Below are 17,585 nucleotides of genomic sequence, written 5' to 3' on the forward strand. Positions count from 1 at the left end.
TTTATTTCTTGATCTTTCTTTCTATTAAAAGGACTATACCTTCTTATCTCAGTAATAATCTCTTGTTTAAAAATCTCAAGGTCTTCTTTTGTTATAAATTCTACTTTCATAATTAATAGTATTTAGGGTTAGTTTTGATTTGTTTTAAGCTGCTATAAGCTTAGTTCTAACCCTAAATAACAATTTGTATGTCTTGGTTTAGTTCTGTTGTCTTTGGGAGGTTTAATTTGACTCTTCAAAGTTGTATTTGTGATTTTCCTGAATAAGTCTTCTTTCTCTTAGGTTGTCCATATCTTCACCCAGTTTATGTTCTAATACCTTCGCATATATCTGGGTTGTTCGAATAGCGGTATGTCCAAGCATCTTACTCACTGACTCAATTGGCACACCATTGTTTAGTGTAACGGTTGTGGCAAAGGTATGTCTGGCTAAGTGAAAAGATAGATTCTTATCTATTTCACATATGGTAGCAATTTCTTTTAAGTAACCATTCATTCGTTGGTTACTAATAACTGGAAACAGTTTACCTTTGGCAAAAGCAATAGGATGGTCTTTGTATTTTTCAATTAGTTCTAAAGCTTCAGGTAATAGCGGAACCCTTACAGGTATTTTAGTTTTCTCTCTGCTTGATATAATCCAATCTTTTCCATCGCTTCCTTTAGCTATATTTTGAGGTGCTAAGTGAAAGATGTCTATATAGGCTAAACCAGTATAACAACTAAACAAAAACATATCAAGAACGGATTGTAATCGTTCAATAGCGAAATTCTTGTTGACAAGGATTTCAAGTTCTGATTTAGTTAGGTGTCCTCTTTCTGTCTTCTCAAATTGAAGTTTATATTTGGTAAAGGGATCTTTCTCCATCCATTCCATTGTAATAGCTAAGTTGATTAACTTTTTAAATCTTTCAATGTGTTTCATAATACCATTGTTATTTAATGGTTGATGCTTGTGAATCGGTTTACAGTTTCTCAAGAAGTTTTCAAAGTCGAAGATAAATTTGTAGTTAATCTCACTTAAATAGATGTCAGTTCGATTGTGTACTTTACGCAAATAGCTTTTAAGGTACTTTTCCGTAGAGAAGTAGTTCTTTAGCGTACCATAAGCTAATTTACTTGTAGCAATCTCTCTGTGATAGTCTATAAGCTTTAAAAGTGATGATTCTGTATCATCATGTCCGAGAAAGATGTTTTTAACTGCTCCTATAGAGACAACTCTTTTTTGTTGAACTAATTGATGATAGGCATCTGTAATGAGGGAACGTACTCGCTCAATATGTGCGTTGATTCGAACCGTGTCCTCACTTTTTCCTTTTGCTTTTCCTTTAATACTATCCCAAGAAGTAGGGGATATTTTTAGTTTTAAAGAAATTTCTGTTCGTTGCCCGTTTACTGTAACCCTAGCGTATATAAGGGATGGGGCTGTTTTGTTTGAATTAGAAACACGTATAATGAAGTGTATTCCAAATGTGTTTTTTGTTTTCATATCAATCTATTTTAATGTTAACCGAACTGTTTTGATATGGTTTTAAAAAACTACTCACCTGAATAGTATTCAAACAAGACCAAAAAGCACTGAATTAAACTAAAATAAATTGTATTTAATTTGTTGAAATACAATTAGTTAAACTCGATTCGGTGAGCTAATTTACCTTTTAAAAATAGCTCACCTAATAGCTCACATTTAGATTGATTTACAATGGATTATTATGATATATTTAAAAATAAAAAAATCCGTAAGTAATTGATACTTACGGATTTAGGCACATTCTGATGCCGAAAAAGTCGGGGTGGCAGGATTCGAACCTGCGACCTCCTGCTCCCAAAGCAGGCGCGATGACCGGGCTACGCTACACCCCGCTAGACTTATTTTGTCATTGCGAGTGCAAAGGTAGTATAATTTTTTTTGTATGCAAGAAAAAAAAGGAATAAATAAAAATTATTTGACTATTTGTTTTTTCTCTTGTTTGTTGTTTTGAAACGAGGATAAAAAAACTATTTTTGTTACGCTAACAATAAAACAAATCATTATGTCTGATATAGAAAGAGTAAAGTGTTTAATTATAGGTTCTGGACCTGCTGGTTATACAGCAGCGATATATGCAGCGCGTGCTAATATGGCACCTGTACTTTATCAAGGTCTACAACCGGGAGGACAATTAACAACAACAAATGAAGTAGAGAACTTCCCTGGATATCCAGAAGGAGTTACAGGACCTGAAATGATGATGCAATTACAGGCACAAGCACAACGCTTCGGTGCTGATATCCGTGATGGATGGGTAACTAAGGCTGAACTAAAAGGAGATGTAAAGAAAGTATGGGTAAATGAAACAACGGAGATTCATGCTGATACTGTTATTATCTCTACTGGTGCTACAGCGATGTATTTAGGATTACCATCAGAGCAACACTATTTATCATTAGGAGGAGGAGTATCTGCATGTGCAGTTTGTGACGGATTCTTTTATAGAAACCAAGAAGTAGTAATCGTAGGAGCTGGAGATTCAGCTTGTGAGGAAGCTCATTACTTATCTAAATTATGTAAAAAAGTTACTATGCTAGTGCGTAGTGATAAGTTCCGTTCATCTCGTATTATGGAGGAACGTGTACGTAATACTGAAAACATCGAAATCCTAATGAATACGTCTACAGTAGATATATTAGGTGATGGTAATGTAGTAACAGGTGTTCGTGTGAAAAATAATATCACAGGTGAAGAGAAAGATATTGAAGCTACAGGTTTCTTCGTGGCTATAGGTCATAAACCTAATACGGATATCTTTAAAGAAGAATTAGAGATGGATGAAACAGGATACTTAATCACTCAAGGAAAGACTAGTAAAACGAATGTAGAAGGAGTTTTTGCTTGTGGAGATGTACAGGATAAAGATTATAGACAAGCTATTACAGCTGCAGGTTCAGGATGTATTGCAGCATTAGATGCTGAGCGTTATTTAGCTGCTAAGTAATTTGTATTGAATACAGTATATAAGGGAACCCAATAGTGGTTCCCTTTTTTATTATTAAAAGTTAATATTATATAGTGCTTAAAGGGATATTATTATATTTGTTTTTCAAAAAAAATAGAAATGCTTTTACTTAAAAATATATCATTTAGTTACTTAGAAGAAAAAACAGTTATTAATAACCTTAGCTTGGTTGTCGAAAAAGGACAGCATGTTGCTCTGTTGGGAGAAAGTGGATGTGGCAAGAGTACTTTGTTAAAATTGATTTATGGTTTACAAGATTTAGATCAAGGAGAGATTCACTGGAATAACAAGCAAGTTTTAGGGCCTGCATATCATTTGGTTCCTGGAATAGATGAAATGAGGTACCTAGCTCAAGATTTCGATTTAATGCCTTTTACTTCTGTAAAAGAAAATATAGGTAAGTATCTTTCTAACTTTTATATGGAAGAGAAAGAGCATCGTATAAAAGAGCTTTTGACATTAGTAGATTTAGATGAATATGCAGATGTAAAAGTAAAACACTTAAGTGGTGGACAACAACAACGTGTTGCTATAGCTCGTGTACTTGCATTAGAGCCAGAGATTCTATTATTAGATGAACCATTTAGTCATATTGATTATTCGAGAAGAAGTCTGCTTAGACGTAATCTATTTGCTTATTTAAAAGAAAAAGGAATTACGTGTATAGTAGCTACTCATGATAGTATAGATGCATTGAGTTTTGCTGACGAGACAATTGTATTAAAAGATGGTGAGTTAGTGGATATGGGAGAAACGAAGGATGTATATGAGTTCCCCTTGAATAAGTATGTAGCATCTTTATTCGGAGAGGTGAATGAATTATATATCTCGGACTTTACAACTTCTTTTGAAGAAGATGAATTATTGCTAATATATCCTCACCAGTTAATGCTTTCAAAACAAAAAGGACAAATAGAGGTAGAGGTACTTGATTCTTATTTTAAAGGAGATGGTTATATGATAAAAACTTTCTTTAATGAGGATAGAGTAGTATTCTTTGATCATCCTTTTAATATCGAAAAAAGGACTAAGATTAAACTAGCTTTAAAGAAATTTCAATAATAAAAAACGCCACTTTAATTAAGTGGCGTTTTTTGTATAAATCAAAAAAAGCTCAGCAATTGCTGAGCTTTTAAAATATACTATTTTTTGTTTTTTACATTTTTCTCTAAGAATTGATCTTGTTCCCATAATAGGTGGAAGATGTTTTCTTTAGCAGCATATCCATGACTTTCTTTAGGAAGGATAACCATTCTTACAGGTGCTCCTAGTCCTTTTAAAGCTTGGAAGTAACGCTCTGTTTGTAATGTAAATGTTCCAGGGTTATTATCTGCTTCACCGTGTACTAATAACATTGGAGTTTTCATTTTACTAGCATTCATGAATGGAGACATTGTATTGTATACTTCAGGAACTTCCCAATAGTTTCTTTGTTCTGTTTGGAAACCAAATGGAGTTAATGTTCTGTTGTAAGCTCCACTACGTGCAATACCAGCTGCAAATAAGTCTGAATGTGTAAGTAAGTTAGCAGTCATAAATGCTCCATAAGAGTGTCCTCCTACAGCTACTCTCTTTCTATCGATATATCCTAATGCATCTACAGCATCAATAGCTGCTTTACCATTTGCTACTAATTGTTCTACATAAGTATCATTAGGCTCTTCTTTACCTTCTCCTACGATAGGGAATGCAGCATCATCTAATACCGCGTATCCTTTCGTCACCCAGTAGATAAATGATCCATAAGAAGGGAATGTAAACTCATTAGGGTTATGTGTTACTTGTGCAGCACTATTTTTGTCTTTGTACTCAGCAGGGTAAGCCCAGATTAATAGAGGTAATTTCTCCTTCTTAGCTTTGATATCATATCCTGCAGGTAAATATAAAGTACCAGATAATTCTAAACCATCTTCTCTCTTATATTTAATCACCTCTTTGTGTACTCCGTTTAAAGAGCTGAAAGGATTTTTAAATGAAGTGATTGCTTTTAAGTCATTCTTCTTATTGATATTTCTGAAGTAGTAGTTAGGATATTCAGTAGCTGACTGAATAGCAACTAATACTAGTCCTTTCTTAACATCTTCTATAGATTGAATAGTCTCTTTTTTATCTGTGTAATTAGACTGGTACAATCTTTTTGTTTTTAATGTTTTTAAATCGAACTCATCAATGAAAGGGAATTGTCCTTTAGCAGTATAACCTTGTCCTATTAAGAAAAGTTTATTGTTTTCTTTTGCTAGTACATAACGATCAAACTCATTTCTTTTTAATTCGAATGTACCTGGATCACTGTATACGTCTTGTGAGTTTCTATCTTCTATTTTTACTGGCGCATCATTAAATTTAGAAGGATCGATAATGAACGTTCTAGTATTTCTAGTGTCATACCATTGGTCACCTACTAAAGCTAAGTTGTCGTCTCCCCAAGTGATACCACCATAACGTTGAGATAGCTTAACGATAGATTTAGGAGCATCAGTAAATGGAGCGTCCCAAGTGAATACTTCGTCTCTGAAAGGTACATCTTTAGCAGGATCACCACCATCTAGAGCTTCTACATAATAAATAGTAGCAGCTTTATCAGCTCTCCATCCCATACTTCTTTTTCCTTCACGTGTAGCCATAAAACCTTTAGGCATAATTTCATTTAAAGGAATATCATTTACTTCTTTTACTAAGTTACCCGCTTTGTCATAAACTACAGTTTTCATAGGAAAACGGTTTAGTGATACTAAGTAAGAGAATGGTTTCTGTAATGTAGTAACCATTAAATATTCTCCATCAGGAGAGAAACTAGAACCAACAAATAAATCTCCTTTTTTGAAAAGTGTTTTATTTCCTTTTAGGTCTATTTTATATAATTCAGACGTAACTAAAGTTTCGAAGTTAGCCTCGTCAGTTTTATTCTTTAATAAATCTTGGTATGTTCTGTTTTGAGAAACAACACCTTCACTTACAGATACGATAGGGCCTGTTGGTAGGTTTTTAGAAGTATCGATTAATGCAGGTCTATTAGCAGGGATTTGGTTAATCAATAAAGATTGGCTATCCTTAAACCAAGTAATAGGGTTACCGATGTTTGCATTTAAATTTGCCTCAGTAAGTTTAGTTGCTTGAGCAGTTTTTACGTCTAAGATCCAAAGTTCCACACCGTTTTCAGCAGTGTTAGTGAATGCTAATTTTGATTGATCAGGAGACCAAGTAATATTAGTAATTCTAGGATTAGCTGGTAATCCTTTTACTTGTATTTCTTGAGTATCTTTTATTTTTCTAACTTTTAGGTTAGTAATATAAGTTACTGTGCTTGAAATATTAGTGTTTACATCGATACGTAAACCAGCAAGTCTCATTTCATTTACATTCAAATCCATTAATGTTTTATATGTACTTCTATAGCTTAGAAGCATATATTCCATTTTGTTGTCCATAGATATAGCAGGTGCTCTTTCGAAGTCAGCTAATTCTAGAATTTCTTGAGATGGCTTTTGATATGTAACATTTTCTTGTGCGTACATAGAACTAATCAAAAATAGGGATAATAAGGTTGTTTTGATGATTCTCATTATGGTTAGTTTTAACGTTAGGTTGGCTAATATAAATGAAATTATTGAGTGTTCTGTTAGTGTATAGCCTTTTTGTGGCAAAAATGTTTAAGTTTTTAGTTATTAGTGTATTTTTGTAGCTCGTAAACCAATTTTTTTAAAAATGTTTAGATCAAAAATAAGCGGATTAGGATATTACGTTCCTGAGAATGTAGTGACCAATGACGACCTGGCAAAGATAATGGACACTAACCATGAATGGATTGTAGAGAGAACAGGTATACATGAAAGAAGACACAAAGCATTAGAAGAAGATACAACTTCTGGAATGGGAGTAAAGGCTGCTCGTATAGCGATGGAAAGAGCAGGAGTAGAGGCTGAGGATATTGACTTTGTCGTATTTGCTACTTTGAGCCCTGATTATTATTTCCCAGGACCAGGGGTAATGTTACAACGTGAATTAGGATTAAATACTGTTGCAGCATTAGATATTCGTGCGCAGTGTTCAGGTTTTATCTATGCTTTGTCTATAGCAGATCAGTATATTAAAACAGGGATGTATAAAAATGTACTTGTCGTAGGGTCAGAAGTACACTCTACAGGTTTAGATATGACCACTAGAGGTAGAGGTGTGTCTGTTATTTTTGGTGATGGAGCTGGAGCAGCAGTATTGACTCGCTCTGAGAATGAAGAACAAGGATTATTATCTACACATATCCACTCACAGGGAGAGCATGCAGAAGAATTAGCTTTATTAGCACCAGGAATGGGAGGTAGATGGGTAACAGATATCTTAAAAGATAATGACCCAGACGATGTTAGTTACACTCCGCATATGAATGGACAGTTTGTGTTTAAAAATGCAGTAGTTCGTTTTAGCGAGGTGATTAATGAAGGATTAGAAGCAAATGGTCTACAGATATCAGATATTAATATGTTAATCCCGCATCAAGCTAATTTAAGAATCTCTCAATTTATTCAACAGAAGTTTGGTTTATCAGATGACCAAGTATTTAATAATATCCAAAAATACGGAAACACAACCGCTGCTTCTGTGCCAATAGCTTTAACAGAAGCTTGGGAAGCGGGTAAGATTAAAGAAGGTGATTTAGTTGTATTAGCAGCTTTTGGAAGTGGATTTACTTGGGGAAGTGTTATTATTAAGTGGTAAAAAATAATTATATTAGCTTTAATTAAGTTAATGTAGTTATGAAATTTGATAAAATCCACAATAAGGGTCAGGCTAGATTATTTAAGAATCCTTATTTAGAAATGCTTACTAAGGGACATCCTGCAGTTATTTGGGGGATGTATATTCCTGTATTATCATATATAGTATATCTTGGGTATACAGATTACAACTTTTCAGTCCAGAATCTTGTTCTTCTATTCTTTGGAGGAATGATATTCTGGACTTTTTTTGAATATCTAGCACATCGTTATATTTTTCATTTAATAAGTGATAAACCGAATGCGCAGAGGTTTGCTTATATTATGCATGGCAATCATCACCATTATCCTCGAGATAGACAGCGATTGTTTATGCCTCCTGTGCCTAGTATTATATTAGCTTCTGTACTTTTTGGATTACATTATCTGATTATGGGTAGATATACATTTGGTTTTTATCCTGGTTTTATAATAGGGTATTTATTATATGCATCGATGCATTATGCTATTCATGCATTTGCACCACCCTTTAAGTTTATGAAGCCACTATGGCGTAACCATCATTTGCATCACTATAAAGATGAAGAAATGGGCTTCGGTGTAAGTAATACTTTTTGGGATCGAGTATTCGGAACAATGTTCGATTTAGATAAGGAGAAAGAAGATAAAGAGAAGGTAAAAGAACTTATGTTTGAAAAGAAAAATAAATAAAAAAACGACTATCAATCTGATAGTCGTTTTTTTTATAAAGAGTATTATTTTTTAGCCCATTTGTTTTCTGATAACTTAAGTTTACCATTATCATTTCCCCATATTAGATTTGCTAAATAAGGGTTGTCAATAAAAGGATTTCTATTCCCTTGAGAATATTGGTTATTTGGGTTACCGTGATATTCATTACGTTTTCTCTCTATTTCAGACACAGGATCTTCTTCATTCCATTTTAAGAATAAGTCAATCATGCCATCTCTTTCACCTCTATTAAAGAACAGAATAGATCCTTCTCCAATAGCTCCTGGATGACATTGCTGTTCATATCGCACAAACATATACATCATCATTCTAGCCACATCACCTTTCCACTCTTCACCAGGGTACCAGTAGTTTCCTCTTTTACCTGAATTACCTTTACCATCTACAAATTTTAGATTACTTCTAGTATTATTCCACTCACCATTAATAGGACGAAGGTTGTGGACATCGGTTCCTGCAATCAGACCTATTTCTGTATAACCAGAATACTTATCTGTAACTAGTTTTGGATTAGCAAGTGACTTTGCATATACGTGTTCACGTTCCCATAGTTTATCTCTCAGATTAGGATTGTTTGTTCCACTTGTATTTCTGCGTTCTTTATCTAAAGATCGTGAATGTACATCTTTATTACTTTCTCCATGAGGCCAACCATAGATTAATAAAACGTTGTTTGGGTTATCTGGATCTTCATCGGTTATTTTTGAAGCATTCCATACATCAGGTGTGTACTTTAAGTGTCGATGAGTCTGAGTAACTAGTTTGTTTAAAGAAGCTTTTAATTTTAATCCTCTTAAATTTAGATCAATATCTTTATAGTAAGCTATTTCTTCCTTTGTTACTGGAATATAATTATTTGAATCATATAGATTGTTGTCTATGATCGGAGGATTTGGATCTTCAGGGATAGGTTTGTCTATTATAGCATTATCTTCTTTTGAGCAAGAAAAAGATAATATAGCAAGACATAGTATTATACTAAATCTTTTAATCATTGGTAATTATGTTTTATTGTTTCTGTTATGACAAAATTACTTAATTAAAAATGATAATGACGGAAAGTGTCCAAAATAAACCAAATAAAAAAAGGACATCTTTATATAGATGTCCTTTTGCCTTGTAGCGAAGACGGGAGTTGAACCCGTGACCTCAGGGTTATGAATCCTGCGCTCTAACCGACTGAGCTACCTCGCCATTTTTGGTCTGCATTACTTCCGTATTGCGAGTGCAAATATAGTAGTATTTATGGGTTCTCCAAACTGTTTTTACGAGTTATTTTTAAAATAAATGACACGATTAGTTTAACCTATTTAGAATGAAAAGTTTACTGAGTAAATATTTTTTTATTTTTTTTGAAATATTTTTATTCTAATCTATTTTCTATAATAAAACACCGTTTTTACGAAGTAGAATAAGGATAGATGAAATTTCTTACACTATTTTTTGTATTTTAAATAAAGTATAGGGCTATGTTTTTACATAGATTCTCAAAAGGGTACACATTGTTATAATTTTGTGAAATTTCTTTTAGAAATTGTTTTGATATATATCTTTGAGGGCATGGAACTATTAGATTATCTTTTTCACATTGATAAGTATTTGCACATCTTTATAGAGCAATACGGAACGTGGTTATACGTTATTTTGTTTTTAATCATTTTTGTTGAGACAGGCTTAGTGGTTATGCCTTTTTTACCTGGTGACTCGCTTCTCTTCGCAACAGGAATGTTAGTAGCTCAGTCAGATGAACTGAATATAGTATTAACCATTGCGATTCTTCTAGTAGCAGCCATTACAGGAGACTCTTTAAACTACTATCTTGGGCGAAAAGTAGGGATGCGTCTTACGGAGTTTAAATTGTTTGGTAAACAAGTAGTGAAACAAGAGCACCTAGATAAGACACAGTCTTTTTATGAGAAGTATGGAGAGCGCACCATCGTTATTGCTCGATTTGTCCCTATAGTTCGTACGTTAGCTCCTTTTGTAGCAGGTATTGGAAAGATGAGATACGGAATATTTATGACTTATAATGTAGTAGGAGGGATAGTATGGGTATTAGGGCTTACTTTAGCGGGATATTTCTTAGGGAATATACCTTTTGTAAAAGATAATTTCTCTAAAATTGTGCTTCTGATTATAGTAGTGTCTGTATTGCCTATTGTATATGAGTTTATAAAGGCTAAAGTACAAAGCAAAAAAGCAATTGAATAGAATATTAATTTAAATAATAAACGATAGAACCAATGTGATAAGCATTGGTTTTTTTATGTCTTTATCCAAAAAATATGTGATAGTGATGTATAAAAGAAACAATACAATACAAGATAGTCCATATTAAGACTTAAGTGCACTCTAGTATAGTTTTAGAGCTAATGAAAGAATTGTGAAGTAGAGTTGTTTTGTAGTACTGAGTTAATGTGATAGTGTAGACACTAGATATAATAAAAAAAAGCTAGAAATCATGTACTGACTTCTAGCTTTTATTTATAATAGGGTTATGCTATTTACTCCATTTGTTTTCTGCCTTAGGACCACCCCAGATACGAGTAGCTAATTCAGGGTTGTCAATGAATGGGTTACGGTTACCTTGAGAATATTTATAGTTAGGATTATTCGGGTTACCGTGGTATTCATTACGTCTTCTCTCTATTTCATCTACAGGATCTTCTGCATTCCATTTTAAGAATAAGTCAATCATTTCATCGCTTAATACACCAGCTTTAGCATCTCTAGGTATTCCTACTTTAGTAGCTTTAGTATATCCTCCTCCATTTTCGTTTTCATAGCGGATATGCATATACATCATCATACGAGCTACATCTCCTTTCCATTCATCACCAGGGAAATAGTATTCTTTACCTACTTTTTTTGAATTTCCACTACCATCTACAAATTTGTTATTACTTCTAGATGAGTTCGTAGATCTATTGATTGCACGTAAGTGATGTGCATCATGTCCAGCGATATCTTCTATTGCAGTTGGTTTATCATCAGAATATGTAGTTGTTAAGGCTTTTTGATTTTTAGCTTTATCTACAGCTAATGCTTTAGCGAATACATGTTCTCTTTCCCATTTAGAAGTAACTGGCATTGAAGGATTAGTACCATTATTCTTATGTTCTTTAGGGACAGATCTCATTTTAGTGATATCACCCTTAGTATCTTTATCTGGCCAACCATAAATCTGAAGAACATTATCTTTATTCTCTGGATCTTGATCAGTGAATTCTGTAGCTTCCCAGATACCAGGTGTATAACTCTGTGGGATATGAGTATCTTTCACTAGTTTTGCTAACTGTTGTTTTAGCTGTGTTCCCTCTTTAGTGAAGTCTAGCTTGCTGTAATACTGTTGGTATTGAGCAGGGATGATGTAGTCTCCAGGATTAGGAGTGATACTTCCTCCTTCGTCAGGTTTTTCTTCGCCACCGTTACCTGGCTTTTCTGTCGATTCAGTAGGTTCGGTAATAATAGGGTCTTTCGTACAAGAAGTAGCGAAGACGGCTAATCCTGCTAATACAAGTAATGTTTTTTTCATGTTTGGTAAGTGATTTATTATTCTGTTTTTTACAATAGAATGAATAATTATTGCGCTATTCTATTAGCTTGCAAGTTACTTATTCTATTCTCTAAGTTTAGGTGATGAAGAGGGTTTGTGAATATTCTTGTATATACGCAAAAATTGGAAGTATGATATTGTTATTTATTGGCAGTACGAGAAGAAATTTATTTTTTTAGGTCTTTTAGTATTAATTACTGAGGCGTTTTTAGAGGAATAAGGAAGAGATAAGACTAAAAAAAAGGACAATCCGTCAGATTGTCCTTTTTGTGTATCTAAAATTGTACAGTTATTCTTTTGTCCAGTTGTTTTTTGCTTCTGGGCCGCCCCAGATTTGAGTAGCTAGATAAGGGTTGTCTATAAAGGGATTTCTGTTTCCTTGAGCATATTTATTCTTCGTGTTAGCATGATACTCATTTCTGTATCTCTCGATTTCAGAGACAGGATCTTCAGCATTCCATTCTAGCAATAGATTAATCATATTTGGATCTATCTTATTAGTAGTACCGACTACCACACCAGCATTTCTTCCATTATTTCCTTTAGGAGTATACTTAGGGATGCATCTATTCTCATAACGGATATACATATACATCATCATACGCGCCACATCTCCTTTCCACTCATCGCCAGGATACCAATAATCTCCTACTAGTTTAGAAGTACCACTACCTTGTACGAATGGTTTATTTCCTCTAATACTATTCCATTTGACATCTGCAGCTCTTAGATGATGTGCATCTGCCCCTGGACCAGCTTCATTTAGATTAGGTGTGCCTAGAGATTTAGCATAAGTGTGTTCTCTGTTCCATTGTCCTTGACCACCACCATTACTCTGCTTACCTCTGGTATACGCTGTGGTGCCTGTGCGTACTCCTTTATGACCATATAATAGATATACCTCATTACCTTCAGGTGTTAGGTCAGTTGCTTTGGTAGCTTCCCATATTTCTTTATAGCTTAATTCTCTTACGTGTTTACGAGTGCTTAGTTCTGTTAGCTCTTGTTTTAGCGCTAGACCTGTTTTAGTGAAATCTACTCCTTGGTAATAATCTTGTTCAGACGTAGGGATAGAGAAAAAACCAGTGGTAGTAGCCTTACTGTTTTCAGTGGCTTTTACATCAGTAGTAGGTACTTCTCCAGTGGAATAAATAGGAGTAAAGTTTGTATTACTCTTTTTATCACATGCACCTAGCGTAAGTACTAAAAGAGATATTGAGGCTATAAGGAAGTTGGTTTTCATACGTCAGAAATATCAAAAGGAGTATATAAGTAAAAAGCCTGTTTTAAGGTAAAACAGGCTTTTGTTATCGGTAGGTTTATTTTTTCTCTAATAAAGCCATATAGAATCCATCAAAACCAGACTCACTAGATAGAATTTTATGATCTTCGATCAGTTTAAAGTCTTTACCAGCATCTGATTTTAAGAACTTTTCTATCTGTAGTTCATTTTCAGAAGGAAGAATAGAGCAGGTAGCATATACCATCTTACCACCAGCTTTAAGTATCTTAGAATAATCTTGTAATACTTGCTCTTGTACTTGCTTAATTTCTTCTACGAACTCAGGTCTAAGCTTCCATTTGCTATCAGGGTTTCTTTTTAATACTCCTAATCCACTACATGGTGCATCTATTAATAGACGATCAGCCTTGTCATGTAGTTTTTTAATCGTTTTAGTACCTTCTATGATTCTGTACTCGATATTAAAAGCTCCGTTTCGCTTCGCTCTGATCTTTAATTGCTTTTGTTTGCTCTCATAGATATCCATTGCTATGATTTGCCCTTTATTCTCCATAAGAGAAGCTAAGTGTAGCGTCTTACCGCCCGCACCCGCACATGTATCTACTACACGCATTCCAGGTTTTACATCTAACAGTCTAGCTACTAACTGAGAAGAAGCATCTTGTACTTCGAATAATCCTTCTTTAAAAGCATCTGTCATAAATACATTCGCTCTTTCTTTAAGGATTAATGCATCAGGATATTCTTCAGGCATAATAGTCTCTATATCTAGATCCATCAGAATACCATATAGTTTTTGTCTAGTTGTTTTTAAAGTATTCACACGTAAGATCACGCTAGCTTGTTTATTCTGAGCAGCAAGTTCTTTCGTCCATTTTTCTTCACCTAATTCTTTCACACCTAATTCATCCATCCAGTCAGGAATAGACTCTCTGAATTTACGTGTTTTGTTTAATTCGTCGAATCTACCTTTAATACGTCTTGCAGGTGTGTTTTCGAAGTATTTCCAGTCCGGTAATGTATAACCTCTAAGTACAGCCCAAACAGCGAATATTCTCCAAGCGTCATCTCTGTTTATAGGGTCTTTTACTTCTGCTATTTCAGCATATAGTCTTCTCCATCTTACGATTTCATAGATAGTCTCAGCTACGAATTTTCTATCAGCGCTTCCCCAGCGTTTATCTTTTTTCAAGGCTCTAGCTACCATTTTATCTGCATACTCACCATCGTTGAATATAGCTAAAATAGAGTCTATAACTGTAAATACAAGGTTTCTGTGTAATCTCATTATTATATTATATATAAAATAGCCCACAAATATACGTTGATTTGTGGGCTTTATAGGTATGGATTAATATTATTTTAAGTTAAATAGAATTACTTCTTGTCTTTATACTTTTTTAGGAGTTGACGGTTAAAGTCGTCTTCTGCTTTCTTTAGAATAAGAATTTTCTTTTCACCTATGATTTTTTTAGCATCTTCTACAAACTTGATTCGAGCAGAAGAATAAGATTCTTCGAAGTCTATTAGTTCCTGTACTTTTTTATTCGCTTCTTTATCACTTAGCTTGTTTAAGTCTTGTATATCTGCGTTTTTGATGTATTTAAATACATTAGTGTGTCGTAGTTCTGACATCTTCTTATCATAAGCGATGTAAATCGGTAAGAACTTTTCGGCTTGTTCGCTACTCAAGTTTAATTCGGCTGTAATATGAGCAACTTTTAATGATCTAATCTGATCATGTTTGTCTTGTGCATAAGTAGTTACACTAAACATAAGCACCATTAAAATACTTAATAATTGTTTCATTGTATTATTCATTTAAGTAATACTCGATATCAATATGTGATAACACATAATGATCTATTTGGGATTGTTTTATTTCTATATTATCTTTTAAATCGTTGAAGTCCTGTTCATCTAATGCATTGATAATGTCATTGTTTAAAGAGAAGCTTTGATTGTATTCTAAGTAACTCTCTATACTATCTTTATTTAAAGTATTAGAATCTGGAGTAAAGAAGAACGTAATACCAAACAGCAATGCAATAGCCGCTGCTGCAGCGGTCCAAATATAACGGTTTTTATACAGAGGTACTACCTTAGGAGTAGGAGTGATAGAAGAGTCAATATTAGCTAATACTCTATGCTCTAGATTAGCAAAGTAGTCTTCAGGTACTTTAAAAGTGCCTTTAGGATCTTTCGTATTTAAATATTTATTGTCCATATTCTTCTCCTTTATTAGTTAGACGATTAAAAAGTACAAAGGTTTAATTTGACTCTATAAAAAGTTCTATTTTCTTTACTGCGTGGTGATAAGAAGCTTTTAGTGCTCCTACACTAGTCTCTAAAATTTCTGATATAGTCTGGTAGTCTAGATCTTCATAGTATTTCATCTTGAAGACGAGTTGTTGTTTTTGAGGTAATGACGCTATTGCCTTTTGTAATATGAGTTCTGCTTCATCCCCATCGAATAGACTGTCTGCTTCTAGTTGATTGACTAGATACTCATTTAGCTCATCATCTTCTAGTTGCATTTTTCTACTTTTTGACTTTAGAAAATCTAGTGCTTGATTAGTCGCTATTCTATACATCCATGAGAACAATTGACTATTCCCCTTGAAGGTATCTATGTTTTGGTAGATTTTTATAAATACTTCTTGTAGCACATCATCTGTATCATCGTGATTCAACACGATAGTACGGATATGCATATATAAGCGCTGCTGATAGAGGCTTAGTAATTCACGAAATGCTTCATGCTTTGTGTCGTTATTTTGTAATCGATGTAAGAGTGAAATTTCGTCAGACAAGAGTTTTGATATTTTATAGTTTGTTTTTGGATGAGAGAAGTAAATGTAGATAAATAAAGTCAGTATATTGATATAAAGGATTATTTTTGTCAGAAAAAAAATGATCAAGACGGTTATATTTGATATGGACGGGGTGATTGTAGATACTGAGCCGGTACACCGTTATGCATATCACAGTCACTTTAAAGAATTGGGAATAGAAGTTTCAGAGCACGTATATAATTCCTTTACAGGGCACTCTACTAAGAATACGTATGAGCGCATAAAAGAAATATATGGTGTAGAAGGTAATATTCCGGACATGGTATTGAGAAAAAGAGCGTTGTTCAACGAATCTTTTGATACCAAGCCTGATCTAGAACTAATAGATGGTGTACGAGACTTGATAGAAGGATTACATGCTAAAGGGATAGAGCTTATCGTAGGATCATCAGCATCTAAGAGTACGATAGACAGAGTGTTTACTCGTTTTGGGCTGTATCCGTTCTTTACACATATCGTAAGTGGAGAGGATCTTCCTAAGTCTAAGCCAGACCCAGCGATATTCTTAAAGGCAGCTTCACTAGCGAAGTATAGTGATAAAGAGGACTGCATCGTGATAGAAGATAGTACTAATGGTATCAAGGCAGCTAATGCAGCAGGTATTAAGGTGATAGGATATAAGAGCGCTAACTCTAAACAGCAAGACTATACAGGGGCTAACTATATCGTCCATGATTTTACGACGATAGATGCAGACTATGTCATCCAACTCTAAGGTAGAGTAGATAAAAAGTCGATAAGAGAAATATAATGATTTAGGAATGTAAAGGCGTTTAATTTGACTTTCTTTTATTTTTATAATGGATAGAAATTATTAACTTTGCGTTCTTTATAATAAAAGCTTATTAAGTAGATGTTTCATAGATATATTAAATTAGGTATCGCTGCGGTATTATTCGCAGTATCAGTTTGGCAATTTGTAGAAGGTAATATTGGTAACGGTATTTTCTTATTGTTCCTTATTTCATTAGTAATATTACTTTACTATAAAAATGAGTTTATCTTATTAGCTTTCTTAAAATTGAGAAAACAAGATTTTGACGGTGCCCAAAAATGGTTGAATAAAATCAAAAATCCAGAGACAGCATTAGTGCGTAAGCAGAATGGATATTATAACTACTTAATGGGAATCATGACTTCTCAGACTAACTTAAATGCTTCAGAGAAGTATATGAAGAAGGCTGTAGAACTTGGATTAAACATGGATCAAGATTTAGCAATGGCTAAACTTCAGTTAGCAGGTATTGCGATGACGAAGAGACGTAAGCTAGAAGCTACTAAACTTCTAGGGGAAGCGCAGAAGCTTGATAAACAAGGGATGTTAAAAGACCAAATTAAAATGATGAAAGAACAAATGAAGAGATTCTAATCTTAGACTTTGTTAAAGATATAGAAAGCTACACTTCGGTGTAGCTTTTTTTGTATCTACTAGTTAGGTTCGTTTAGTTTTAGTTGCCTTGAGTCCGTTATGAGT

General features: G+C 33.8%; 16 protein-coding genes, 2 tRNA genes and 1 pseudogene. 7 read left to right on the top strand and 12 right to left on the bottom strand.

The genetic code is table 11. From position 1 onward, the window contains the following. The 3 genes and pseudogenes from MODO_RS19725 to MODO_RS16275 all read right to left on the bottom strand — a co-directional run. Positions 1-110 (bottom strand): annotated as a pseudogene (locus MODO_RS19725) (helix-turn-helix domain-containing protein); the annotation flags it as partial. A gap of 112 nt (positions 111-222) precedes the next feature. Beyond that, positions 223-1,485, bottom strand: a complete 1,263-nt coding sequence (locus MODO_RS16270; protein ID WP_059051426.1) for a site-specific integrase — start codon at positions 1,483-1,485, stop codon at positions 223-225. A gap of 299 nt (positions 1,486-1,784) precedes the next feature. Next, positions 1,785-1,859: transfer RNA gene (locus MODO_RS16275), tRNA-Pro, on the bottom strand. Positions 1,860-2,029: 170 nt separating this feature from the next. Here MODO_RS16275 and trxB point away from each other — a divergent pair. Both trxB and MODO_RS16285 read left to right on the top strand, forming a co-directional pair. Continuing rightward, positions 2,030-2,971, top strand: coding sequence for a thioredoxin-disulfide reductase (gene trxB / locus MODO_RS16280; protein WP_006256814.1), 942 nt, complete (start codon positions 2,030-2,032; stop codon positions 2,969-2,971). Between the two features lie 120 nt (positions 2,972-3,091). After that, complete coding sequence (locus tag MODO_RS16285; protein ID WP_006256813.1) at positions 3,092-4,054, top strand: ABC transporter ATP-binding protein; 963 nt, start codon at positions 3,092-3,094, stop codon at positions 4,052-4,054. Positions 4,055-4,134: 80 nt separating this feature from the next. Here the strand turns inward: MODO_RS16285 and MODO_RS16290 are convergent, their stop codons facing one another. Then, positions 4,135-6,636, bottom strand: a complete 2,502-nt coding sequence (locus tag MODO_RS16290) for an alpha/beta hydrolase family protein (protein ID WP_006256812.1) — start codon at positions 6,634-6,636, stop codon at positions 4,135-4,137. A 61-nt stretch (positions 6,637-6,697) separates the two neighbouring features. Between MODO_RS16290 and MODO_RS16295 the strand changes: the two genes are divergently transcribed. Both MODO_RS16295 and MODO_RS16300 read left to right on the top strand, forming a co-directional pair. Next, on the top strand, positions 6,698-7,705 hold the full coding sequence (locus tag MODO_RS16295; protein ID WP_006256811.1) for a 3-oxoacyl-ACP synthase III family protein: 1,008 nt from the start codon (positions 6,698-6,700) through the stop codon (positions 7,703-7,705). 38 nt (positions 7,706-7,743) lie between these two features. Beyond that, positions 7,744-8,415, top strand: a complete 672-nt coding sequence (locus MODO_RS16300; RefSeq protein ID WP_006256810.1) for a sterol desaturase family protein — start codon at positions 7,744-7,746, stop codon at positions 8,413-8,415. 44 nt (positions 8,416-8,459) lie between these two features. Here the strand turns inward: MODO_RS16300 and MODO_RS16305 are convergent, their stop codons facing one another. Continuing rightward, positions 8,460-9,452, bottom strand: a complete 993-nt coding sequence (locus MODO_RS16305; protein WP_006256808.1) for an endonuclease I family protein — start codon at positions 9,450-9,452, stop codon at positions 8,460-8,462. Between the two features lie 125 nt (positions 9,453-9,577). Then, positions 9,578-9,651 (bottom strand) — tRNA-Met (locus tag MODO_RS16310). A 366-nt stretch (positions 9,652-10,017) separates the two neighbouring features. Between MODO_RS16310 and MODO_RS16315 the strand changes: the two genes are divergently transcribed. Beyond that, a complete protein-coding gene (locus MODO_RS16315; protein WP_039851641.1) occupies positions 10,018-10,668 on the top strand; it encodes a DedA family protein in 651 nt (216 codons plus the stop codon). 289 nt (positions 10,669-10,957) lie between these two features. Here MODO_RS16315 and MODO_RS16320 read toward each other — a convergent pair whose 3' ends face one another. The 6 genes from MODO_RS16320 to MODO_RS16345 form a co-directional block, all read right to left on the bottom strand. Further along, positions 10,958-11,992: an endonuclease I family protein gene (locus MODO_RS16320; RefSeq protein WP_006256806.1), complete on the bottom strand. Its 1,035-nt coding sequence runs from the start codon at positions 11,990-11,992 to the stop codon at positions 10,958-10,960. A 310-nt stretch (positions 11,993-12,302) separates the two neighbouring features. Beyond that, positions 12,303-13,256: an endonuclease I family protein gene (locus tag MODO_RS16325; RefSeq protein WP_006256805.1), complete on the bottom strand. Its 954-nt coding sequence runs from the start codon at positions 13,254-13,256 to the stop codon at positions 12,303-12,305. Between the two features lie 76 nt (positions 13,257-13,332). Further along, positions 13,333-14,544 carry an RsmB/NOP family class I SAM-dependent RNA methyltransferase gene (locus MODO_RS16330; protein WP_006256804.1) on the bottom strand — a complete coding sequence of 404 codons (1,212 nt, stop codon included), beginning with the start codon at positions 14,542-14,544 and terminating at the stop codon, positions 13,333-13,335. A gap of 89 nt (positions 14,545-14,633) precedes the next feature. Further along, entirely contained in the window at positions 14,634-15,065 is a 432-nt protein-coding gene (locus MODO_RS16335) for a hypothetical protein (protein WP_006256803.1), read from the bottom strand. Positions 15,066-15,069: 4 nt separating this feature from the next. Continuing rightward, the gene (locus MODO_RS16340) at positions 15,070-15,483 is read right to left on the bottom strand and encodes a hypothetical protein (protein ID WP_006256802.1); all 414 of its coding nucleotides are present in this window, start codon (positions 15,481-15,483) and stop codon (positions 15,070-15,072) included. 43 nt (positions 15,484-15,526) lie between these two features. Beyond that, positions 15,527-16,069, bottom strand: coding sequence for an RNA polymerase sigma factor (locus MODO_RS16345; RefSeq protein ID WP_006256801.1), 543 nt, complete (start codon positions 16,067-16,069; stop codon positions 15,527-15,529). Positions 16,070-16,169: 100 nt separating this feature from the next. Here MODO_RS16345 and MODO_RS16350 point away from each other — a divergent pair, with 100 nt between their 5' ends. Both MODO_RS16350 and MODO_RS16355 read left to right on the top strand, forming a co-directional pair. Next, entirely contained in the window at positions 16,170-16,826 is a 657-nt protein-coding gene (locus MODO_RS16350; RefSeq protein WP_006256800.1) for an HAD family hydrolase, read from the top strand. 138 nt (positions 16,827-16,964) lie between these two features. Next, the gene (locus tag MODO_RS16355; RefSeq protein WP_006256799.1) at positions 16,965-17,480 is read left to right on the top strand and encodes a hypothetical protein; all 516 of its coding nucleotides are present in this window, start codon (positions 16,965-16,967) and stop codon (positions 17,478-17,480) included. Positions 17,481-17,585: the final 105 nt, after the last annotated feature.

Origin of the sequence: Myroides odoratimimus (assembly GCF_001485415.1) — a bacterium.
Taxonomy (GTDB): domain Bacteria; phylum Bacteroidota; class Bacteroidia; order Flavobacteriales; family Flavobacteriaceae; genus Flavobacterium; species Flavobacterium odoratimimum.